The organism is Novosphingobium sp. NFX11 (genome assembly GCF_057376415.1).
Genome location: NZ_CP080384.1, coordinates 345,439 through 367,114 on the forward strand (window position 1 = coordinate 345,439; position 21,676 = coordinate 367,114).

General features: G+C 67.2%; 15 protein-coding genes, 1 tRNA gene and 4 pseudogenes. All 20 read left to right on the plus strand.

Annotated features, from left to right (window positions below):
* The first annotated feature begins 40 nt into the window (after positions 1-40).
* The 20 genes and pseudogenes from murC to KZO24_RS01775 all read left to right on the plus strand — a co-directional run bounded on the left by murC (position 41) and on the right by KZO24_RS01775 (position 21,672).
* Positions 41-1,463: pseudogene (gene murC, locus KZO24_RS01680) on the plus strand (UDP-N-acetylmuramate--L-alanine ligase).
* Positions 1,460-2,359 (plus strand): UDP-N-acetylmuramate dehydrogenase, encoded by a 900-nt coding sequence (gene murB, locus KZO24_RS01685; RefSeq protein WP_271184587.1) that lies wholly within the window; start codon positions 1,460-1,462, stop codon positions 2,357-2,359. The pseudogene murC and the gene murB overlap by 4 nt, the downstream one beginning before the upstream one ends.
* On the plus strand, positions 2,356-2,871 hold the full coding sequence (locus KZO24_RS01690) for a DUF4262 domain-containing protein (RefSeq protein WP_008830199.1): 516 nt from the start codon (positions 2,356-2,358) through the stop codon (positions 2,869-2,871). The genes murB and KZO24_RS01690 overlap by 4 nt, the downstream gene beginning before the upstream one ends.
* The gene (locus KZO24_RS01695) at positions 2,868-3,812 is read left to right on the plus strand and encodes a D-alanine--D-alanine ligase (protein WP_271184588.1); all 945 of its coding nucleotides are present in this window, start codon (positions 2,868-2,870) and stop codon (positions 3,810-3,812) included. Before KZO24_RS01690 ends, KZO24_RS01695 begins: the two co-directional genes overlap by 4 nt.
* A pseudogene (locus KZO24_RS01700) lies at positions 3,809-4,747 on the plus strand (cell division protein FtsQ/DivIB); the annotation flags it as partial. The gene KZO24_RS01695 and the pseudogene KZO24_RS01700, both read left to right, overlap by 4 nt.
* A 13-nt stretch (positions 4,748-4,760) precedes the next feature.
* The gene (gene ftsA / locus KZO24_RS01705) at positions 4,761-6,041 is read left to right on the plus strand and encodes a cell division protein FtsA (RefSeq protein WP_008830196.1); all 1,281 of its coding nucleotides are present in this window, start codon (positions 4,761-4,763) and stop codon (positions 6,039-6,041) included.
* Positions 6,042-6,221: 180 nt separating this feature from the next.
* A complete protein-coding gene (gene ftsZ, locus KZO24_RS01710; RefSeq protein ID WP_271184590.1) occupies positions 6,222-7,745 on the plus strand; it encodes a cell division protein FtsZ in 1,524 nt (507 codons plus the stop codon).
* Between the two features lie 247 nt (positions 7,746-7,992).
* Positions 7,993-9,945 carry an SPOR domain-containing protein gene (locus tag KZO24_RS01715; protein ID WP_271184591.1) on the plus strand — a complete coding sequence of 651 codons (1,953 nt, stop codon included), beginning with the start codon at positions 7,993-7,995 and terminating at the stop codon, positions 9,943-9,945.
* 165 nt (positions 9,946-10,110) lie between these two features.
* Positions 10,111-10,629, plus strand: coding sequence for a type III secretion system chaperone family protein (locus tag KZO24_RS01720; RefSeq protein WP_285020092.1), 519 nt, complete (start codon positions 10,111-10,113; stop codon positions 10,627-10,629).
* A gap of 136 nt (positions 10,630-10,765) precedes the next feature.
* A complete protein-coding gene (gene proC / locus KZO24_RS01725; RefSeq protein ID WP_271184593.1) occupies positions 10,766-11,575 on the plus strand; it encodes a pyrroline-5-carboxylate reductase in 810 nt (269 codons plus the stop codon).
* Positions 11,576-11,736: 161 nt separating this feature from the next.
* The gene (locus KZO24_RS01730) at positions 11,737-12,483 is read left to right on the plus strand and encodes a Bax inhibitor-1/YccA family protein (protein WP_008830191.1); all 747 of its coding nucleotides are present in this window, start codon (positions 11,737-11,739) and stop codon (positions 12,481-12,483) included.
* A 163-nt stretch (positions 12,484-12,646) separates the two neighbouring features.
* Entirely contained in the window at positions 12,647-13,417 is a 771-nt protein-coding gene (locus KZO24_RS01735; protein ID WP_156799823.1) for a hypothetical protein, read from the plus strand.
* A gap of 118 nt (positions 13,418-13,535) precedes the next feature.
* Positions 13,536-13,611 (plus strand) — tRNA-Ala (locus tag KZO24_RS01740).
* Positions 13,612-13,779: 168 nt separating this feature from the next.
* Positions 13,780-14,838 (plus strand): GTPase ObgE, encoded by a 1,059-nt coding sequence (obgE, locus tag KZO24_RS01745; RefSeq protein ID WP_486486752.1) that lies wholly within the window; start codon positions 13,780-13,782, stop codon positions 14,836-14,838.
* A gap of 185 nt (positions 14,839-15,023) precedes the next feature.
* Positions 15,024-16,164, plus strand: a pseudogene (gene proB / locus KZO24_RS01750) (glutamate 5-kinase).
* Positions 16,161-17,098, plus strand: a pseudogene (locus KZO24_RS01755) (NAD-dependent epimerase/dehydratase family protein). The pseudogenes proB and KZO24_RS01755 overlap by 4 nt, the downstream one beginning before the upstream one ends.
* Positions 17,099-17,114: 16 nt before the next feature.
* A complete protein-coding gene (locus KZO24_RS01760) occupies positions 17,115-18,089 on the plus strand; it encodes a bile acid:sodium symporter family protein (protein ID WP_271184596.1) in 975 nt (324 codons plus the stop codon).
* Between the two features lie 195 nt (positions 18,090-18,284).
* A complete protein-coding gene (locus tag KZO24_RS01765) occupies positions 18,285-19,457 on the plus strand; it encodes a hypothetical protein (protein WP_271184597.1) in 1,173 nt (390 codons plus the stop codon).
* Between the two features lie 11 nt (positions 19,458-19,468).
* Entirely contained in the window at positions 19,469-20,659 is a 1,191-nt protein-coding gene (locus KZO24_RS01770) for a sulfotransferase family protein (protein ID WP_271184598.1), read from the plus strand.
* Positions 20,656-21,672 carry an alcohol dehydrogenase catalytic domain-containing protein gene (locus KZO24_RS01775; RefSeq protein WP_271184599.1) on the plus strand — a complete coding sequence of 339 codons (1,017 nt, stop codon included), beginning with the start codon at positions 20,656-20,658 and terminating at the stop codon, positions 21,670-21,672. The genes KZO24_RS01770 and KZO24_RS01775 overlap by 4 nt, the downstream gene beginning before the upstream one ends.
* Positions 21,673-21,676: the final 4 nt, after the last annotated feature.

Here is a 21,676-nt window from a genome sequence, read left to right on the forward strand (position 1 = left end):
TGCTGAGCTTGTCGAAGCACCATCGGCAAGGCGCCCCCGCATGAAGGGCGTCGGCACCGAAATCGGGACCATCCATTTCGTCGGGATCGGCGGCATCGGCATGTCGGGCATCGCCGAGGTCATGCACAACCTCGGCTACTCGGTGCAGGGCAGCGACATTGCCGAGGGCTATGTCGTCGAGGGCCTGCGCGCGCGCGGCATCAAGGTCTCGATCGGCCACGCCGCCGAGAACGTCGAAGGCGCGGCGGTGGTCGTCACCTCCACGGCGGTGAAGCGTGAGAACCCCGAGGTCGTCTACGCCCTCGAACACCGCATCCCGGTGGTGCGCCGCGCGGAAATGCTGGCCGAGCTGATGCGCCTCAAGAACACCGTCGCGGTGGCGGGTACGCATGGCAAGACCACCACGACCTCGATGGTCGCGGCGCTGCTCGATGCGGGCGGCGTGGACCCGACGGTCATCAACGGCGGTATCATCAACTCCTACGGATCGAACGCCCGCCTCGGCGCCTCGGACTGGATGGTGGTCGAGGCCGACGAGAGCGACGGTTCGTTCCTGCGCCTCGACGGCACGATCGCCATCGTCACCAACATCGATCCCGAGCACCTCGATCACTACGGCTCGTTCGAGAGAATCAAGCGAATCCTTCGTCGAATTCATCGAGAACGTGCCGTTCTACGGCGCGGCGATGCTGTGCATCGATCACCCCGAAGTGCAGGCGATCATCCCCAAGGTGCGCGACCGCCGCGTGGTGACCTATGGCTTCTCCGCCCAGGCCGACATTCGCGGCGAGAACGTGACCCCGATCCCCGGCGGCAACCGCTTCGACGTGGCGCTGCGCCAGCGCGACGGCAGCTTCCGCCGGATCGAAGGCATCGAACTGCCGATGCCGGGCCGCCACAACGTCCAGAACGCGCTCGCCGCCGTGGGCGTGGCGGTGGAGATGGGCTGCTCGGATGCCTGCATCCAGACCGGCTTCTCCAAGTTCGGCGGCGTGAAGCGGCGCTTCACCAAGGTCGGCGAAGTGGAACTGGATGGCGGCTCGGTCACCGTGATCGACGACTACGGCCACCACCCGGTCGAGATCCGCGCCGTGCTCGCCGCCGCGCGCGAGGGCGTCCAAAACCGCGTCATCGCCGTGGTGCAGCCGCACCGTTTCACCCGCCTGCGCGACCACATGGAAGACTTCCAGGGCGCCTTCAACGACGCCGACGTGGTCTATGCCGCGCCCGTCTACGCGGCGGGCGAGCAGCCGATCGAGGGCGTGGACAGCGCGGAGATGGTCTCGGGCATGAAGGCGCGCGGGCATCGTTCGGCGCAGATCATCGCGGGCGCGGACGCGCTGGCGGAGGTGCTGGCGGGCTCGATCCAGCCGGGCGACATGATCGTGTGCCTCGGCGCGGGCGACATCACCAAGTGGGCCGCCGGCCTTGCCGACAGCATTCGCGTGCGGAGGGCGGGGTGACACTCACGTTCGATCAGACGGCGGTTCGGGGCAAGCTGACGGCCAATGCGCCGCTGGCCCCGCTCGTCTGGTTCAAGGCGGGCGGCCATGCGCAGTGGCTGTTCGAGCCAAAGGATCTGGCCGACCTGCAGGATTTCCTGCGCGCGCTGGACCCGGCGGTGCCGCTGATGGCGCTGGGGCTCGGCTCCAACATGATCGTGCGCGATGGCGGCGTCCCCGGCGTGGTGATCCGGCTGGGCAAGGCCTTCGCCAAGGTCACCAAGGTGGATGACGTCACGCTCGACTGCGGCGGCGGGGCGAGCGGCATCCTCGTTTCCTCCACCGCGCGCGATGCGGGAATCGCGGGCGTGGAATTCCTGCGCTCGATCCCCGGCACCGTGGGCGGTTTCGTGCGGATGAACGGCGGCGCTTATGGCGGCGAGGTCAAGGACATCCTGATCGACTGCGACGTGGTGCTGCGCTCGGGCGAACTGGTGACGCTGGGCAATGCCGATCTCGGCTATACCTACCGCCATTCGCAGCTGCCCGAAGGCGCGGTGGTCGTCTCCGCGCGCTTCAAGGGCCGCCCCGGCGAGCCTGCCGCGATCCAGGCCGAGATGGACCGCATCTCCGCCGCGCGCGAGGCCAGCCAGCCGCTGCGTTCCAAGACTGGCGGCTCCACCTTCAAGAACCCCGAGGGCCACGCCGCGTGGAAGCTGGTGGACGAGGCTGGCTGCCGCGGTCTGACCATGGGCGGCGCGCAAGTGAGCGAGAAGCACACCAACTTCCTGCTCAACACTGGCGAGGCCACCAGCGAGGACATCGAGAACCTCGGCGACGAAGTGCGCCGCCGGGTGAAGGACAAGTCCGGCGTCGATCTCGAATGGGAAATTCAGCGGGTAGGAACCCGCCCATGAGAGATGATCGCCTGTCCCGCCACGAACAGCAGATTCTCGACAACATCGAGGAATTCGGCTGCCACATCACCGTCGTCACCCCGCCCGACGAACCGGACGAGGACGACGAGGATGAGGGCGAGGAACGCTTCGCCTATTCGGTCGGCTTTCGCACCAGTGTCAGCCAGCCCGAGGTGATCGTCTTCGGTTTCTCGACCGAACTCTCCGCCGCCGTCATCAACGGCTTGCTCGACATGTGCCGCGAGGGCTTCGAGATGGAGGACTGGAAGGTCGTCGATGGTCTCCTCAAGGGCCACCGCTGCGTGCTGCGCGAAGTCGAGCCGGAATGCCTGATCCCGCACTACTTCAACTCGGCGATGTGGTACGCCGAGCATGAGGGCGAGGAAATGTCCCGCGCGATGCAGATCGTCTGGCCGGGCGTGGACGACGGCCTCTTCCCCTGGGACAAGGGCTGCTCCGAAGCCGTCCGCGACCTGCAAACCCCGCTTTACCGAACGAGTCTGAATTCATGAGCCTGAATCCCTTGCATGTCGCGGTCCTGATGGGCGGTTGGTCGAGCGAACGCCCGGTCTCGCTGATGAGCGGCGAGGGCGTGGCCAAGGCTCTGGAATCGAAGGGCCACACCGTCACCCGCATCGACATGGACCGCGATGTCGCGCTGCGTCTGGCCGAGGCGAAGCCCGACGTCGTGTTCAACGCCCTCCACGGCGCGCCGGGCGAGGACGGCACAGTGCAGGGCATGATGGACCTGATGGGCCTGACTTACACCCATTCCGGCCTCGCGACTTCGGTGATCGCGATCGACAAGGAACTGACCAAGCAGGCGCTGGTCCCGCACGGCGTGCCGATGCCGGGTGGCCGCGTGGTCAAGTCCGCCGACATTCACGTGGCCGATCCGCTGCCGCGTCCTTATGTGCTGAAGCCGGTGAACGAGGGTTCGTCGGTCGGCGTCGCCATCGTCACAGCCGAGGGCAACTACGGCAACCCCATCGCGAAGGACGTGACGGGGCCGTGGCAGGAGTTCGACGAACTTCTGGCCGAGCCCTACATCCGTGGACGCGAACTGACGACCGCCGTGATCGGCGACCGCGCTCTGCTGGTGACTGAACTCAAGCCCAAGTCGGGTTTCTATGATTTCGATTCCAAGTACACTGACGGCATGACCGAGCACGTCTGCCCGGCGGACATTCCTGACGAGATCACGCAGGCCTGCAAGGACATTGCGCTGCGCTCGCACCAGTTGCTGGGTTGCAAGGGCACCAGCCGTTCGGACTTCCGCTGGGACGACACGCAGGGGATCGAGGGGCTGTTCCTGCTGGAGGTGAACACCCAGCCGGGCATGACCCCCTTGAGCCTTGTGCCCGAGCAGGCGCGCGCCTGCGGTATGGACTATCCCGAACTCGTCGAGGCGATCATTGCCGAGGCGCTAAGCGACAAAGCAAAGGCCAAATGAGCCAGACCATCCGGCGCAAGGGCACCACCGCCCGCAAGGCCGCCGCGCAGGCGGGCGCGCAGCGCAAGGTGCGCGTGGCCAAGGCGCGGACCGGGTCGGCACTCGATCAGGTCATGGCCTGGCTGCCGTTCTCCGAAGGGCAACTGCACAAAATCTTCCTCGTTGCCATCCTCGGCGGCGCGGCGGCGCTCGTCTGCGTGGTGGCGAGCTTCGCCGGACTGCCGGGGCTGGCCGGGCACCAGATGGCGCTGGTCGCGGGCCAGACCGGCTTCGAGGTGAAGCGCGTCGAAGTGCGCGGCGTCAAGAACATCAACGAACTCAAGGTCTATGAGAAGGCGCTGGCGGAGCGTGATCGCGCCATGCCCCTGGTCGATATCGAAGCGCTGCGGCAGGATCTGCTGACACTGTCGTGGGTCAAGGACGCGCGCGTCTCGCGCCAGCTGCCCGATACGCTCGTGATCGATATCGTCGAGCGCGAGCCGCATGCGGTGCTCCGCAAGGCCGATCGCTTCGTGCTGATCGACGAGACGGGCCATGAACTCGAAGCCATCAGTCGCAAGGATGCGGGCGGCAAGCTGATCGTCTCCGGCCCCGGCGCGGGGCAGCAGGTGATCGCGCTCGGGCACTTGCTGGAGGCCGCGCCTGCGATGAAGCCGCGCGTCGCCGAGGCGGAATGGATCGGCAATCGCCGCTGGAACCTGACGTTCCAGTCGGGGCAAGTGCTTGCGCTGCCCGAGGGAGATCGCGAGTCCGCCGGGGCGCTGGTCACGTTCGCGCGGCTCGACGGCACCAACCGCCTGCTCGGCGGCAAGGTGACGGCCTTCGACATGCGCGCGAAGGACCGAATCTACATGCGCGTGCCGGAGCAGGACGGGCAGGAACTGGCCTTGAAGGCGGGCTCGGTTCCGCATACCGGCGCCACCGAAACGACGGCGGGGAAGAACAGTAATGGCCAACCAGCGCATCACCCGCGTGTTCGGCGCGGTCAACATCGGCTCCTTCCGCATCTCCGCGATCGTTGCGGGCATCAACGAGGTCGGCGACATGGTCGTGCTCGGCTCGGGGCACCGCGCCAGCCAGGGCATCAAGCGCGGCTTCGTCACCGACATGGCGGCCGCGACCTATGCCGTGCGCGACGCCATCGACCGGGCCGAGAAGATGGCCGACACCGCCGTCCAGAAGGTCTGGATCGGCTGCTCGGGGGCAGGGCTCGCCAGCCGTATCGACCAGTTCGACGCCGAAATCGGCGGCCGCCGCATCGAGCAGGAGGACATCGACCAGTTGCTCATCTCCGCCAAGGACGTGATCCAGCCGGACGGGCGCATGGTGCTGCACGCGCAGCCCGCGCAGTACCGCCTCGACGGCGCGCACGGGGTGATCGATCCCAAGGGCCTCCATGCCGAGCGCCTCGGCGTCGATATCCACATCATGCTGGCGGACGGCGCGCCGATCCGCAACCTGACCGAGGCGGTGCAGTCCGCGCACCTTGAGGTGGAGGCCGTTGTCGGCTCGCCCATCGCGGCGGGGCAGGCGTGCCTTTCGCCCGAGGAGCGCGATCTTGGCGTCGCCCTCGTCGAGTTCGGCGGCGAAGTCACCAATGTTGCGATCTACGAGCAGGGCATGCTCAAGGACATGATGTCGATCCCGATGGGCTCGGCGGATATCACCGACGCCATCGCCTCGGCCTTCGGCATCCGCCGTTTCCAGGCGGAGCGGCTTAAGTGCGTCAACGGCTCGGCCATCGCCAGCCCGCACGACCACCGCGAGATGATCCCCGTCAACGCCCCGGGCGAGGAAGGCACCGGCCCGATCGCGCGCCATGCCGACGACAAGAACCGCATCCCGCGCGCCGAACTGATCGGCGTCATCACCGGCCAACTCGGCATGCTGATGGAGGAGGTGAACAAGGCGCTCAAGACGATGCGCTTCACCGGCCAGCGCGGCAAGCAGGTGGTCTTCACCGGCGGCGGCGCGGAACTGGTGGGCCTGGCCGACTATGCGCAGGCCGCTATCGGCAAGCCCGTGCGCATCGGCCGCGTGGCGCACCTTTCGGGACTGGCCGAGGCGCATGTGAAGCCGGGCTTCTCGACGCTGGCAGGGTTGGTGCTCTACGCCGCTGCCGACCCGCAGGACATCCGCTCGCTGGGGCGCAGCCACCAGAGCACTGTTCGCCTCGGCAAGCTGGGCATGGTGGGCCGTGTCTATCAGGCTTTGCGCGAATACTTTTGACCGTTTCGAAGGCCTTGAAGACCAGCCGTGCAAACCGGACGACAAACGCGGAGGAAATGGCGGAATTGGCGGCTTTGGCTGTGGACAAAGGTTTATGATCCTTTGCCTAGACGAGATCGAAGCGTGCAATCAGAGTGGTCAAGGAATTTTCTTCGCGCGACGTGCCTGCAGGAGAGCGAAATGAGCATTAACATCGGACCGCCGGCTATCGAGGAGCTTCGTCCTCGCATTCTCGTCATCGGCGTCGGCGGTGCGGGCGGAAACGCGATCGCCAACATGATCGGCGCCCAGATCGAGGGCGTGGACTTCGTCGTCGCCAACACCGACGCACAAGCGTTGAACAACTCGATCGCGGAAACGCGCATCCAGCTCGGCCCCGAGATCACCCAGGGCCTCGGCGCCGGTGCCCGCCCCGAAGTGGGCCGTGCGGCGGCTGAGGAAACCCGTGAGGAGCTGGAGCGCCTGCTCGACGGCGTCCACATGGTCTTCATCGCGGCCGGCATGGGCGGCGGCACCGGCACGGGTGCGGCCCCGATCATCGCGCAGGCCGCGCGCGAGAAGGGCGTCCTCACCGTGGGCGTCGTCTCCAAGCCGTTCATGTTCGAAGGCACGCGCCGCATGCGCGCCGCCGACTCGGGCATCGAGGAACTGCAGAAGCACGTCGACACGCTGATCGTCATTCCCAACCAGAACCTGTTCCTGGTGGCGAAGGCGGAAACGACCTTCAAGGAAGCCTTCACGCTCGCCGACGAAGTGCTGCAGCAGGGCGTGCGCTCGATCACCGACCTGATGATCATGCCCGGCCTCATCAACCTCGACTTCGCGGACGTCCGCTCGGTCATGGGAGAGATGGGCAAGGCGATGATGGGCACCGGTGAGGGCGAAGGCCCCAACCGCGCGCTCGAAGCCGCCGAACGCGCCATCGCCAACCCGCTGCTCGACGGCGTGTCGATGCAGGGCGCGAAGGGCGTCATCATCTCGATCATCGGCGGCGACGACATGAAGCTGCTCGAAGTCGACGAGGCCGCGAACCACATCCGCGAACTGGTCGATCCCGATGCGAACATCATCTGGGGTTCGGCGTTCAACCCGGACCTGCAGGGCAAGATCCGCGTCTCGGTGGTCGCCACCGGCATCGAGCAGACCACGGAAATGGCCGAGATCGCCTCGCGTCCGCTTAATCTCGGTGCCTCGCGCGGGATCGCCCGTCCGGCGCTGCACTCGCCGCCGCCGGCTCCAAGCTATCAGGCACCCGCCGCTCCGGCGCCGGCGCCTGCTCCGGTCGCGCAGCAGCCGGCTCCGGAGCCCGCGCCCTTCGTGGCGCCGACGCAGGCTTTCGAGCCTTCGGCGGAGCTTGAACTCGGTGCCGAGGATGAAGCGCAGGCCGCACCTGCCGCGACCTCTGGCTTCGCTGGTCTGCGTGGCATCCAGAAGGAGCCGCTTGATCTCAGCTTCGAAGCTCCGGTCGAGCCTGCTCCGGTGCCCCGCCGCACGCAGGACGAATTGCTGCTCGATGGCGGCCAGGCCGCTCCCGCACCCGCCGCGCCGCGTGCCAAGCCGGTCGGCGGCGGCAGCACTTTGTTCGAGCGCATGACCAGCCTGTCGCGCCCGCGTCCCGGCGCCGAGCCGACTGCCGGTGAGGACGATGGTGATGCGGGGTCGATCAGCATCCCACGCTTCCTGGGCCGCCAGAACAACCAGTAAGTCGTGAGAGGCGGGGCATTGCTCCGCCTCTTGCTCCTTCGGGCCGCGTCGTCGAAGGAAGTCCGTCGCAGGGCGGGCATGTTCGCTTTAGGTTCATCTGCGCCGGGCCATGGCGCCAAGGGCGCGCATCCCTGCGCGCATGGAGTCGTTCGGCATCCCGGCCGCCGTTCGACTTTCCGGTTCGTAAAGCGTCGGCAGTCGTCGTGGGGAGGGCTGCCTGAGGGTTCGGGGTACAGAGGACTTGCGGGTGGATCACTTGGTTTCGCGGTTGCTCGGCGGTGTGGCGCTGGTCGGCGCTCTCGCGAGCGCGCCGGCATTGGCGCAAGGCGCTCCTGCCGCTTCGCATCCGGTGGTTCAGGCCGTTCCCGGCGAGAACAACAAGAAGCTCGGCACCGCGCTGGCACGTCTCGGCCGCGATTCTCGCGATGTCGCGGCGTTGATCGACGCCGGTGATGCGGCGCGGGCGCTGCAGGACAATGCCGCCGCCATCGGTTTCTATCGCCGAGCCGACGAGGTCAGCGCTGGCAATCCGCGCGTACAGGCGGGGCTTGGCAGCGCCTTCGTTCACAATGGCGACCCGGTGAGCGCGATCCCATGTTTCGATGCCGCTGAGAAGGCGGGCGCCACGCCCGCGCTGATTGCGGCCGACCGAGGGCTTGCCTACGACCTTGTTGGAGATAATGCCTTAGCGCAGCGATACTATGCCGCGGCAATGACAAGCGCATCGGGCGACAAGGCGGATGAACTGCGCAGCCGCCTCGCGGTCAGCCAGGCGATCGGCGGCGACGTCGATGCCGCTTATGCGACGTTGCTGCCGCTCCTCAACAAACAGGACAAGCCGGGTTGGCGCACCCGTGCGTTTACCCTCGCGATTGCCGGCGAGCCGGACAAGGCGGTGGAGATCACCAACACGATTCTCCCCGGCCAGCTGGCGCAGAGCATAGCGCCATACTTGCGCTACATGCCACGTCTGACCAAGGCGCAGCAGGCGGCCGCCGCGAATCTCGGTCGCTTTCCGCGCGCCTCCGAGATCGGGCGCGACGATGCGCGTATCGCCGCTTACGCTCCGCCGCGCGGTTCGGCCGCCGGGGCAGGGCTGATTCCCAAGGGCGAGCCGCTCGGAGGAGCGGGCGGCATCAGGCTGGCGAAGGCCGCCCAGCCCTCGCGCACCCGCACGACGCGGACGGATACGACGCAGGCAGGGCGGCAGGTGGCAGCGTCCGCGAAATCGACGAGCCTCGCATCGGTCGATCCCGATCGCGTCGCTCCGCCCGAGCCCAAACCCGCGATCGAGCGTGATAACGGCGAATTGCCGCCGGTCGGACGCAGTTCCGAGCCTCCGAAGCTCGCGGTGGCAACGCCGGCACCGGCACTGGCACTGGCACCGCAGCCTGCGCGAACGCCGGCTGTCGCACCGACGATCCGCACCGGGCAGGCGTCGACTTCCTCGGCGTCGGCCGAGAGGCCGGCGACGCCGGGCTTCGATCTCGGTCGGCTGCCTGCGTCTCAGGCACCTGCCGCTCCGCCGCCGACCAGCACGCTCGCAGCCAGGACTCCTCCGGCAGCGCCGCTGGTCTCCACTCCCGCAAGCCCGCCCCCGGTGCCGGGACCAGGGCAGCTCTCGCTTTCCGAGATTTTCGCCGATATCGGCAAGCCGACCGTTGACGTCCTGCCGGCGTCGGGTGCGGTCGACATCCGGCTGATTACTCCGGCTGCTCCGCCGCCACCCCGCGTCCAGTTGCCCAAGGTCGAAGAGGCCAAGCCCGTCGAAACGGATGCTCCGGCTACGGAGGTCAAGGACGCCAAGGCCTCGAAGGCGAAGACTGCCGCTGCCAGGGCCGCCGAGGCGAAAGCCAAGGCCAAGGCGGATGCCGAGGCCAAGGCGAAGGCCGAGGCGGCGGAAAAGGCGAAGAAGCCAACGCATCCCAGCCGCATCTGGGTTCAGATCGGGGTCGGGCGGGACAAGAGCGCCATCGCTTTCGACTGGCGGCGCTATACGCGTGAAAATGCGGCGTTGCTCAAGGGGCGTAGCCCTTACGTCAGCGAGATGGGCCGGACCAATCGCGTCCTGATCGGTCCTTTCGCGACACAGAAGGCGGCAAGTGCGTTCCTTGCCGACGCGAAGAAGCAGGGCTTCTCAGATGCATTGCCCTGGACCAGCCCGGCGGGACAGGTCGTGGATCCGCTTTCGGCCAAGTAATTCTGCGGGTTATGGGGCTTTGTCGGAGCCTTGTGTTAACGTGCATTCATATTTATCCACACGCTGTGAACAGGCTTGTGCAGTTATGCGCAGGCGATATCGGCGCGTGGATTGTGCTTCCCTACCTGCAGGCAGCATCCATGCACCCGTATTCTCGGAGGGCTGATGTCGCAGATTATGAGGACCGTTCAGGACGATATCGACCGGGACGACGAGGCTGCCCCCGTGGAAATGCTCGCCTCGCTTTTCGAAGCGCGCGACTGGCCCTTCGAATATGCCGGTGAGGACGAGATCTCGGCCGAGATCAAGGGCGCCTGGGCGACGTACCAGTTGCAGGCGATCTGGCGCCCGGAGGACCGGGTGCTGCAACTCCTGTGCCTTCCCGACATCCGCGTGGCCGATGCCAAGCGTTCCGCCGTGTTCGAGGCGCTGGCGCTCATCAACGAGCAGGTCTGGCTGGGGCACTTTGACATGTGGTCGAACGGCGGCGTCGTGCTCTATCGCCATGGGCTGATGCTCGGGCCGGACGGGCTGCTCGGACCGGGGCAGGCACAGATGGTGGTCGAGGCCGCGATCGAGGAATGCGACCGCTTCTACCCGGTGTTCCAGTTCATCCTGTGGGGCGACAAGACCCCGTCCGAAGCACTCGCGGCGGCCCTGGTGGACGCGGCCGGGGAAGCCTGACCCCTCGTCACTGCGTTTCGCAGCGTGGTTGGCTATGCCGCCTGTTGGTCCCGCTGCGCATGGCACGCATGGCCCTTGTGGCCTGTGATCGGCTCGCCTAAGTCGCGACCCGATCCAGTTTCGAGGGAATATGCGCATGGACCGGTTTCAGAACATCCTGCTCGTGGGCTGCGGCAACATGGCAGGGGCCATGCTGACGGGCTGGCTGGCGGGCGGCATTCCGGCCTCGCGCTTCACCGTCGTCGATCCGCACCGCGAGAGCGTGCCTGAAGGTGTCGCGCTGCTGTCCGAACTGCCTGCGGAAGGCCGCTTCGATGCGGTGATGCTGGGGGTCAAGCCGCAGGGCCTCGACGCTGTCGCAACGTCGGTGGGGGCGCTCGTCGGCCGTGAGACCGTGCTGTTCTCGATCCTCGCGGGTGTCGAATTCGACAGTCTTGCGGCGCGCTTCCCGCAGGCCGGCGCGCTGGTGCGGATCATGCCGAACCTCGCGGCCGCCATCGGCAAGTCGCCGATCGCACTCGACGCGCGCGGTCTCGACGAGACCGGCCGCGCGGCGGTGACGGCGCTGATGCAGCCGCTCGGCACGCCCGAGTGGCTGGCGGGCGAGCATCTGTTCGACGCGGTCACCGCGCTGGCCGGCTGCGGCCCGGCGTTCGTCTATCGCTTTATCGATTCTCTTGCCGCAGGCGCGGTGGCGCTCGGTCTGGATGCGGGCCAGTCGCAGCGGCTGGCGCTCGCGATGGTCGAAGGGGCGGCGCAGCTCGCCGGCGCTTCCGAGTTCTCGCCGGGCGAACTGGCGGACAAGGTCGCCAGCCCGGGCGGTTCGACCCGCGCGGGTATGAACGTGCTGGACGAGGGCGGCGCGCTGGCCGGCGTTCTGCTCGAAGCGATGACCGCCTCGCGCGATCGCAATGCCGAGATGGCAGCCGAGGCCCGGCGCGGCTGATCGTCGTGGTTTGAAGCCGGAGCCAAGAAGAAATAGGTCCGTTTTACACTTTGTCACAAATGGCGCGGGCCGGTTCTTCTTGAAACTTTCGCGTTCGAGCGCGATATTCCCTCCTGAGCGGGACCGCATTTGGCTGGCTTCTCCGCTAAAGGGAGTTTGAAATGGCGAATTGGAACGACCCCCAGCCCCGTCAGGGCTTCGGTGCGTCTCCGAGCCGTGACGGCAGCGATCTCGGTCGCACCGCCGGCCGGACCGCTTACGATGCGGGTCTGCGTCGGCACATGCTGTCGATCTACAACTACATGGCCTCGGGCGTGCTGCTTTCGGGCATCGTCGCGATGCTCTTCGCGCCTTACGCGATCGCTATGATGCAGTCGCCGATCAAGTGGCTGGTCATGCTGGCCCCGCTCGGCTTCGTCTTCGCGATCAGCGGCGGCGCGCAGCGCTTCAGCGAAGGCACGCTGAAGGTGCTCTACTGGGCTTTCGCGGCCGTGATGGGCGTATCGCTCTCGACGATCTTCGTGATTTACACGGCGACCTCGATCGCGACCACGTTCTTCGCGACGGCGGCGGCTTTCGCGGGCCTCAGCCTCTACGGTTACACCACGAAGAAGGACCTGTCGGGCTTCGGCACCTTCCTGATCATGGGAGTGGTCGGCATCCTGATCGCCTCGCTGGTGAACATCTTCGTGGGTTCGAGCGTGCTGCAGCTGGCGATCTCGATCCTCGGTGTGCTGATCTTCGCTGGGTTGACCGCCTATGACACGCAGATGCTCAAGAACCAGTACTACCACCTGCGCGGCACGGATTTCGTCGGCAAGGCCGTGATCCTCGGCGCGCTGAGCTTGTACCTGGACTTCATCAACATGTTCCAGTTCCTGCTGAGCTTCCTCGGCCAGCGGGACTAAGGGCGGCGGTTAATCGCAACCGGAATGGAGATAATTTTCCTCCGAAGCGATTAATCCACAGTGCAGTTTCACCTAAGCATGATGCCCGGTGCGTTTTATCGCACCGGGCATTTGCTTTATGACTCAGCGGGGTTAGACCGTTTGCCGCGATGGAGAACGATGCGTGTACCGAGGGCTTGAGATGATCGACAACGGGCAGGGGCGTCGTCGCCTTTCCTTGCTGGCGGGCTCGGCGGTGGCCGTCACGCTTGCCGCGCTGGCAGGCTGTGCGAAGCCGCCTCCGCCCCCGCCACCCCCGCCGCCGGTCGTGGTGATCCCGCCGATGCCGACGCCGCCGATGGGCGCGCCGCTCGAAATGAGGGTTCCGGCCAAGGCAGAGGATGGCACGCGCCAGACCGTGAATTATGGGATTTCCACGTCGCAGACGATCTGGAACTTCCGCTCGGCCTATAACGTGGCTGCGCTCAACTGCGTCGAGGTTCAGTTCACCCCGATCCTTGAGGGCTACAAGCGTTTCCTGAAGGTCTACGACAAGTCGCTCGACCGTGCGAGCAAGGAAATCGACGCGAGCTTCCGCACGCAGCATTCCGGTCGCGCCGCGATCGTCGCGCGCGAGACCTACCAGACGCAGGTCTACAACTTCTTCTCGCTGCCGCCGGTGGACTCCAGCTTCTGCCAGGCAGCGATGGAAGTGAGCGCCGAATTGAACACGGTGGAGCCGAGCCAGTTCGACAACTGGTCCTACACCGGCCTCGCCAAGCTCGAGGCGCCGTTCAAGGCGTTCTTCGATGCTTATGACCAGTACCGCGCCGATCTGGCCGCATGGCAATCGCGCTACGGATCGAACGGCCTCATCACCGTGCGCCCGAATGCGGAGCAGGTCATGGCCCAGCCCGTCGTCCAGCCTCAGGCGAGCGTGCCGCAGGCACAGTGACGTCGGCAGTGGGCGCGAGAATCTTCGCGCCCGCCCATTTTTCTCTTCCGCGCGGGAGGCGTCTTCGCTAAGGGGACGCTCCCGAGCGCGGTGACGCAATCGGACTTGATACTGGAACGGGGCCGTAGCTCAGCTGGGAGAGCGCGTCGTTCGCAATGACGAGGTCAGGGGTTCGATCCCCCTCGGCTCCACCAGTATCGCGCAATTCAGGCGTGTCCGGACGAACCGGGCATCACCCGGCCCGAGACACGGCCGGGTTTTTTGTTTATCTGCGGCCAGCGGCGTTCAGCGGAGGGAAAACCTCCGGCGACCGGGACCGGTCGCGAAAGGGCGCTTCATCAGCGCTGGAAGCGATAGGACCGATGCATTTTCTCGACCAGGCCAAGATCTACGTGCGTGCAGGCGGCGGTGGCCCCGGTGCGGTCAGCTTCCGGCGTGAGAAGTACGTCGAGTACGGCGGCCCCAACGGCGGCAACGGCGGCAAGGGCGGCGACATCATCTTCGAAGCCGTGCCCGGCCTCAACACGCTGATCGACTTCCGCTATACCCAGCACTTCAAGGCCCCGCGCGGCGGCCACGGCATGGGCCAGAACCGCAACGGTGCGGCGGGCAAGGACCTGGTCATCAAGGTGCCGATCGGCACTCAGGTCATCGCCGACGACGAAGGGCGCGACACCGTGCTGCTCGACCTCACCGAGCCGGGCCAGCGCGTCACCTTCATCGAAGGCGGCATGGGCGGGCGCGGGAACGCCAGCTACAAGACCAGCACCAACCGCGCTCCGCGCCAGCACCAGCCCGGCATGCCGCCGATCGAGCAGTGGGTGTGGCTGCGCCTCAAGCTGCTGGCCGACGTCGGCCTCGTCGGCATGCCCAACGCGGGCAAGTCCACCTTCATCAACGCGCTGTCGAACGCCAAGGCGAAGGTCGGCGACTACGCCTTCACAACCCTGCGTCCGCAGCTCGGCGTCGTCATGCACAAGCACCGCGAGTTCGTGCTGACCGACATTCCCGGCCTGATCGCAGGCGCGGCGGACGGCGCGGGGATCGGCGATCGCTTCCTCGGCCACATCGAACGCTGCCGCGTGCTGGTCCACCTCATCGACATCTCCAACACCGATCCGGTGGAGGCGATGCAGGTCGTCGAGGAGGAACTGGAAGCCTACAGCGAGTTGCTGGCCGACAAGCCCCGCCTCGTCGCGCTGAACAAGGTCGATCTGGTCGATGACGCACTGGCGGAGGAATACGCCAAGGAACTGCTCAAGGCCGGCGCGGACGAAGTGTTCCCGATTTCCGGCGCGACGGGCAAGGGCATGCCGCGCCTGCTCGACGCGGTGATCGACTACCTTCCGGCCGCCACCGTGACCGAACGTCCCACCGGCGAGCGCGAAGAGGCTGACGACACGCCCTGGTCGCCGATCTGACGGGTTGAAGGCCCACCCCGGCCCCTCCCGCAAGCGGGAGGGAGAAGAGGGTTTCGCCCTCTCGCTTGCGGGACGGCCGCGAGACTTGCCGAGCCTCAGGCGAGGTTAGTCGCAGCGGGGTGGGCATCGCCGCCCAACCTTGCGCTTTCCTCAACTGCACCTTTCCCCTAGAGGCTGGCACGCCCATGCCTATTGCCCGACTCTCAGACCTCGCCGATTCCTCCCTTGCGCCGCGCCTTGTCATCAAGGTGGGTTCGGCGCTGCTCGTCGGGCCGGAGGGCGTCCGACGCGCATGGATCACGCAGCTGGTGGCCGAGATCGCCGAGGCGCGCCGGCGGGGGCAGGACGTGATCGTCGTCTCCTCGGGCGCGATCGCGCTGGGCGCGGCGACGCTGGGGCTGGAGAAGGGGGCGCGGCAGCCTCGCCGACGCGCAGGCCAGCGCCGCCGTCGGCCAGATCGCGCTTTCGGGCCTCTGGGCCGAGCTTCTGGGCGCGCACGGCATCACCGCCGCGCAGATGCTGCTGACACTGGAGGATCTGGAGGACCGCCGCCGTTACCTCAACGTCACGGCCACGCTGAGCCGCCTGCTCGATGCGGGCGCGGTGCCGGTCATCAACGAGAACGATTCGGTGGCGACCCAGGAAATCCGCTTCGGCGACAACGACCGCCTCGCCGCGCGCGTGGCGCAGGCCGCGCAGGCGAGTGCGGTGGTGCTGCTTTCCGACATCGACGGCCTCTACGATCGCCACCCCAAGCAGCCCGGTGCGAAGATGATCCCGGTGGTCGAGGGTGTCACCGCCGAGGTGCGGGCGATGGCCAGCACCGAATCGAATTCCGGCATGGGCTCGGGCGGCATGGTCTCCAAGCTGCAGGCGGCCGAGATCGCGGAACTGGCGGGCATCTGCCTTGTCATCGGCAACGGCCAGCACGAACGCCCGGTGGCGCGCATCGTGGGCGCCAAGGATCGGGAGGGCATCGGCACCCTGTTCGTGCCCCGACGCAAGGCCGCCGCGCGCAAGGCGTGGCTGGGCGGCCGCCTGCGTCTCAAGGGTGAGATCGTGGTGGACGACGGTGCCGCTGCGGCACTCGGGCGCGGGTCCAGCCTGCTCGCCAAGGGCATCACGGCGGTCGAGGGCGTGTTCTCGCGCGGCGATCCCGTCGCCATCGTCGACGGCGCGGGCAAAGTGCTCGCCCATGGCCTTTCCGAATACGACGCCGCCGAATGCGCCGCCATCGTCGGCCTGCATTCGAGCGAGCAGGAACAGGTGCTCGGCTATTCGCCGCGCTCCGCTGTGGTCCACCGCGACCAGATGGTGCTGAAATGAACCGCCGCCGCACTCTCATCGACCGCCCGGTCATCGCGCTGACCGGCGCCACCGGCTTCGTCGGACAGGCCGTTCTGGAAGCGGCCATCGAGGCTGGCTTCGCCGTGCGCGCACTCACCCGCCGCAGCCAGCCCGAGCGCGAGCATGTCGACTGGATCGGCGGCGAGCTGGGCAATCCCGCCTCGCTGGTCGAACTGGTGCGCGGGGCCGAGGCGGTGATCCACGTCGCGGGCGTCGTCAACGCGCCCGATGCGGCCGGGTTCGAGGCTGGCAACGTCACCGGCACCCTCAACCTCATCGAAGCGACCGTGGGCGAGGGCGTGCGGCGCTTCGTCCATGTCTCCTCGCTCTCCGCGCGCGAGCCGGAACTGTCGGCCTACGGCGCTTCCAAGGCGCGGGCCGAGAAGATCGTCATGGCCAGCCCGCTTGACTGGACCATCGTGCGCCCGCCCGCGATCTACGGCCCGCGGGACAAGGAGATGTTCGAGCTGTTCCGCGTGGCGCGCTGGGGCTTCATCCCGATGCCGAAGCAGGGCCGCGCCTCGATGATCCATGTCGACGATCTGGCGCGGCTGCTCGTCGCGCTGGAGCCGGGCGGGCTGTCGGTGACCGGCAAGGTCTTCGAGCCGGATGACGGCAAACCGCAGGGGTGGGAGCATTTCGAACTCGGCCTCGCGATCGGCTGGGCGCTGGGCAAGCGGCCGCGCGTGATCGGGCTGTCTCCGGTGATGCTCCACCGGGCTGCGCGCATCGACAATTTTTGCGCGGCCCCCGTGCAAAAATGACGCTCGACCGCGCCGCCTACATCAGCCATCCGGACTGGGTGGTCTCGCCCGAGGCCGTGCCGCCGGGCAAGCTCTGGCGTCCCCGCATCGAGACGCGCGAAGGGCTGAAGGCCACGGCGCAATGGTATCGTGAGCACAAGTGGCTCTGAAGAGGTAACGCCCCGCATGAACCGCCTGCTCGCCCGCCTGAACATCGACCCATTCCTGCTGATGCTGCTGGGCACGGTGGCGCTGGCGACGGTGCTGCCGGCGCAGGGCGTGTGGGCGACGATCGCGGGCGGGGTGGCGGATGCGGGCATTGCGCTGCTGTTTTTCCTCCATGGCGCCAAGCTCTCGCGCGAGGCGATCCTCGATGGCGCCAAGGCGTGGAAGCTGCACCTGACGGTGGGCGCGACGACCTTCTTGCTGTTCCCGATCATCGGCCTTGGCGTGCGGGCGATCCCTGGTATCGAGCCTTCGCTGGCGACGGGCGTGCTGTTCCTGACACTGTTGCCCTCCACCGTGCAGTCCTCGATTGCCTTCACCGCGATCGCCGGGGGCAATGTCGCGGCGGCGGTGGTCAGCGCCTCGTTCTCGAACCTTGCGGGCATCTTCATTACCCCGCTGCTGACGGCGCTGTTCATTACCGGCCGGAGCCATGGGTTCTCGACGGACCCGATCATCGACATCTCGGTGCAGTTGCTGCTGCCGTTCCTGGCGGGGCATTTCCTGCGCCCGTGGATCGGCGGTTTCGTGACCCGCAACAAGAAGGTGCTGGGCTACGTCGACCGCAGCTCGATCCTGCTGGTGGTCTACACCGCGTTCGGCGCGGCGGTGCTCGAAGGGCTGTGGCACAAGGTGACGGTGGGTGAACTGGCGCTGATCGCGGCGATTTCGCTGGGCGTGCTGGCGGTGGTGATGGTGGTGTCGAGCTTCGTTGGGAAGGCCATGGGCTTCTCGCGCGAGGACAGGATCGTGCTGCTGTTCTGCGGCTCGAAGAAGAGCCTCGCGACTGGGGTGCCGCTAGCGGGCGTGCTGTTCCCGGCGGCGCAGGTGGGGGCGATCATCCTGCCGCTGATGTTCTTCCACCAGATCCAGCTGATGGTCTGCGCCGTGCTCGCACGCCGGTTCGCGGCGGCGGAGGAAAAGGCGGCAGGCTGACCGGCCGCCGCTTTTCGTCCCGTCACCTCTCGTCATTGCGAGCGTAGCGAAGCAATCTAGGGCCGCGTAAACCGCCCTGGATTGCTTCGCTACGCTCGCAATGACGAAGAAAGGGGGCTGAATTCGCCCGGGCGATGGGCCGCATCTCGTCAATCTAGATAGTGCGTACTATCAAATCGGCAGGGAGAGCCTGCCATGCACATCGAACCTGCCATCCTGCCCTATCTCGCCGACCTCGAAGGCGCGGTCGCGAACCTTGCGGAGACCTGGCGGCCTGACGATCCGGCCTACTGTGCCGACGTCTACCGCCAGACCATGGCGAGCCTGTCCTATTCCTACTTCATGTACTTCCACGCCGATGCCGAACATCCGGACTGGGCGCCGCTGTGGAACCCGGTCTACACGCTCCAGCCCAACCCGGACGACATCTACACGCAGTCGCCGATCCGGGGCGACCTGACCTACCGCGTTTCCGGCAACCGGGGGACATGCCGCATCCTGTCGTTCACCACGCAGGCCGCGCTGTCGGGCACGGTGGACGCCATGCCGCGCCCCAATGGCCACAACGAGTGCGACACCAACGACCTCGGCATCGCTCTGGGCGAGGACTTCTCCATCGTGTTCAGCGCCGAGCGGCCCGCCGGATACGAGGGCCACTGGGCGCCGATCGACCGCTCCGCGCGCGGCATGTTCACCCGCTTTCGCATGTACCACTGGGAGCGCGAGGTGGACCCGGTGCTGTCGATCGAATGCCTCGACCCGGTGCCGCCCAAGCCGCGCCTCGCGCCCGAGGAAATCCTGCGCCGCATCGGCGAGATGGCGAAGCTGCCGCGCCGCAAGACCGACCTATACTACCCCATGCAGAACGGGGTGAAGGACCGTGTCGGCTTCAACGTGTTCGAGCCGGTGCGCTATCCCGGTGCGCTGGTGAAGCAGACCTACTGGCCCGCCTGCTTCCAGCTGGAAGACGACGAGGCGCTGATCATCGAGACCGAGATTCCCGCCCGCGCGCCCTACTGGAACGTGCAGCTCAACGACCCGTACTTCAACGCGCTGGAATATGTTTACCGCCTCAGCAGCACCAACGGCGCGATGGCGCGGCTGTCGAGCGACGGGAAGTTCCGCGCCGTCATCGCGCTGACCGATCCGGGGGTGCCCAACTGGCTCGACCCCGCAGGCTACAACGAAGGCGGCATCTACGGCCGCTGGTACGATTGCGACAGCGAGCCGGTGCCCACGATCACCCGCGTCAGGCTGGCGGAGCTGCGCTCCCATCTGCCCGAGGACACTCCCGTGGTCACCCCGGCCGAGCGCTCCGAGGAGATCCGCCGCCGCGTCGCCGCGTGCCAGCGGCGGCGGCGCTGGTGAGAGGCTGAGCGATGGACCTCGGCTACGATCCGCCCGAAACCTTCCGCCATGCGCTCGGCCAGTTGCACGATACCGTCATCGCCGAGACCGGTAGTGACGATTTCGGTCCGGCCGACTACCTGCCGGGCCTCACCGTGCTGTTGCAGTCGATGGACTACGACCCGCGCTTTTCCGAACAGGGCAGGCGCGCGGCATGGGGCATGGTCGTCGGCGTGCTGCGCGGGCGGGCGCAGGCCGTGGCGGCGATGAAGGCGAACCCCGGCTTCGATGCGGCCCCGGTGCTGTCGCCGGTGGTCATCACCGGGGTGCCGCGCACAGGGACGACGGCGCTGCACCGGCTGCTCGCGGTCGATCCGCGCTTTCAGGGGCTGCAGACGTGGCTGCTCGACAGCCCGATGCCGCGCCCGCCGATGGCGCGCTGGGCGGAGTATCCGCAGTATCGCAAGACCCTCGCCGGGCTGGATGCGCAGTATACGGCGCTCCCCGATGCCAGGGCCGCGCATTTCCGCGCTGCCGAGGAAGTCCACGAATGCTGCATGCTGCTGCGGCAGTCTTTCGTCTCGAACTTGTGGTCGTGCGGCTGGTCGGCGGCGACTTACGATGCGTGGTGGCAGTGCCAGAGCGAGGCGGCGGCCTATTCCCACTTCGCGCGGTGCGTCCGGCTGATCGGCATGAATGATGCGGGCAAGCGCTGGCTGCTCAAGAACCCCGGCCATATCGCGCATCTCGACCTGCTGCTGGCGGTGTTCCCCGACGCCCGCGTGATCCAGACTCACCGCGATCCGGGCAAGGCGGTGCCGAGCCTCGTCTCGCTGCTGATGAACATGAACGGGCTGATGGAGCCCGACCGCAAGCAGCAGCGCGCGGAAAACCTGCTGCGCCGCGAAGTCGCCAAGTGGGCCAATGCGGTGGAGAAGTGCGAGGCGGTGCGCGCGCGGCATCCGGGTCAGGTGCTCGATGTGGTCCACACCGATTTCCACGCCCGCCCGATGGAGACGGTGGAGGCGATCTATCGCTTCATCGGCATGGACATTCCCGAGGAAACTCGCGCCGCCTTGCAGCACCGGATCGAGGAGAAGCCCGAACTCAGCCACGGCGTCCACCGCTATTCCATCACCGACTACGGTATGACCGCCGATGAGGCGCGCGAGCCGTTTCGCGCTTACATAGAGCGCTACGACCTGCTGGAGACGCGGGCATGAAGGCGGCGATCTATCCCGGCAGCGGCCGGCCGATCGTGATCGAGACGATCGCCGACCCCGAGCCCGGCCCCGGCGACCTGCTGATCCGCGTGGACCGCTGCGGCATCTGCGGCACCGACCTTGCGATGACGAGGGGCGGCGCGTGGGACTTCGGCGCCGGTGTCCAGTTCGGGCACGAGTTCGCCGGAACCGTGGTCGAGGTCGGCCGCGGGGTCGAGGGCTGGAAGGTCGGCGATCCGCTGGCGGTGCTGCCCTCGGTCGCCTGCGGGCAGTGCGAGACCTGCCGTGCGCACGGCAACAACGTGCTGTGCCGGGAGAGTCCCGCGCGGGCCTCGGTCGGCTTCGCGCAATACGCGCGGATACCGGCTAGCGTCGCCACTCCGCTGCCGAAGACGCTCTCCATGGCCGACGGGGCGCTGATCGAACCCTTGGCGATCAGCCTTTACGGCACGCAGATGGCGCGAATCCGGCCGGGCGAGCGGGTGCTGGTGCTCGGCGGCGGGACGGTGGCGCTCTACGCGATCTGGTGGGCGCGGCGGCTGGGAGCGGGGCGGGTGACCGCGATGTCGCGCTCGTCGCGGCGGCGGGACTTGTGCCTGCAGATGGGGGCGGACGCCTTCGTCGCCTTCGGGGACAACGAGGCGGGCGAAGTCGTCGAGGCGCTGGGCGGTGCACCGCAGGTGGTGCTGGAAGGCGTGGGCGCGCCGGGGATGCTTGGCCGCGCGGTCCAGCACGCTGCGCCGTTCGGGCGGATCGTCAGCCTGGGGTTCTGCACCGCGCCCGACCCGGTGATCCCGGCGATCGCGAGCTACAAGTGCGTGTCGATGCACTTCGCCGTCGGCTATTCCATGCGGGAGTTTCTTTTCATCGCCGACCTTCTGGGACGCGGCCATGTCCATGCCGATCCCAAGGCGATCGTCACCGACACCATCGCCTTGGAGCAGTTGCCTGCGATGTTCGAGACCCTGCGCGGCCCGAATGCGGAAACCAAGGTCCACGTGCGCTGCCAGTGATCGC

Bases quoted from the DNA above. Each gene is read 5' to 3' on its own strand.
- KZO24_RS01690 (WP_008830199.1), top strand. From the start codon at position 2,356: ATGAGAGATGATCGCCTGTCCCGCCACGAACAGCAGATTCTCGACAAC.
- KZO24_RS01760 (WP_271184596.1), top strand. From the start codon at position 17,115: ATGAACCGCCTGCTCGCCCGCCTGAACATCGACCCATTCCTGCTGATG.
- obgE (WP_486486752.1), top strand. From the start codon at position 13,780: ATGCATTTTCTCGACCAGGCCAAGATCTACGTGCGTGCAGGCGGCGGT.
- KZO24_RS01730 (WP_008830191.1), top strand. From the start codon at position 11,737: ATGGCGAATTGGAACGACCCCCAGCCCCGTCAGGGCTTCGGTGCGTCT.
- ftsZ (WP_271184590.1), top strand. From the start codon at position 6,222: ATGAGCATTAACATCGGACCGCCGGCTATCGAGGAGCTTCGTCCTCGC.
- proC (WP_271184593.1), top strand. From the start codon at position 10,766: ATGGACCGGTTTCAGAACATCCTGCTCGTGGGCTGCGGCAACATGGCA.
- KZO24_RS01770 (WP_271184598.1), top strand. From the start codon at position 19,469: ATGGACCTCGGCTACGATCCGCCCGAAACCTTCCGCCATGCGCTCGGC.
- KZO24_RS01695 (WP_271184588.1), top strand. From the start codon at position 2,868: ATGAGCCTGAATCCCTTGCATGTCGCGGTCCTGATGGGCGGTTGGTCG.
- KZO24_RS01720 (WP_285020092.1), top strand. From the start codon at position 10,111: ATGTCGCAGATTATGAGGACCGTTCAGGACGATATCGACCGGGACGAC.
- KZO24_RS01775 (WP_271184599.1), top strand. From the start codon at position 20,656: ATGAAGGCGGCGATCTATCCCGGCAGCGGCCGGCCGATCGTGATCGAG.
- KZO24_RS01765 (WP_271184597.1), top strand. From the start codon at position 18,285: ATGCACATCGAACCTGCCATCCTGCCCTATCTCGCCGACCTCGAAGGC.
- ftsA (WP_008830196.1), top strand. From the start codon at position 4,761: ATGGCCAACCAGCGCATCACCCGCGTGTTCGGCGCGGTCAACATCGGC.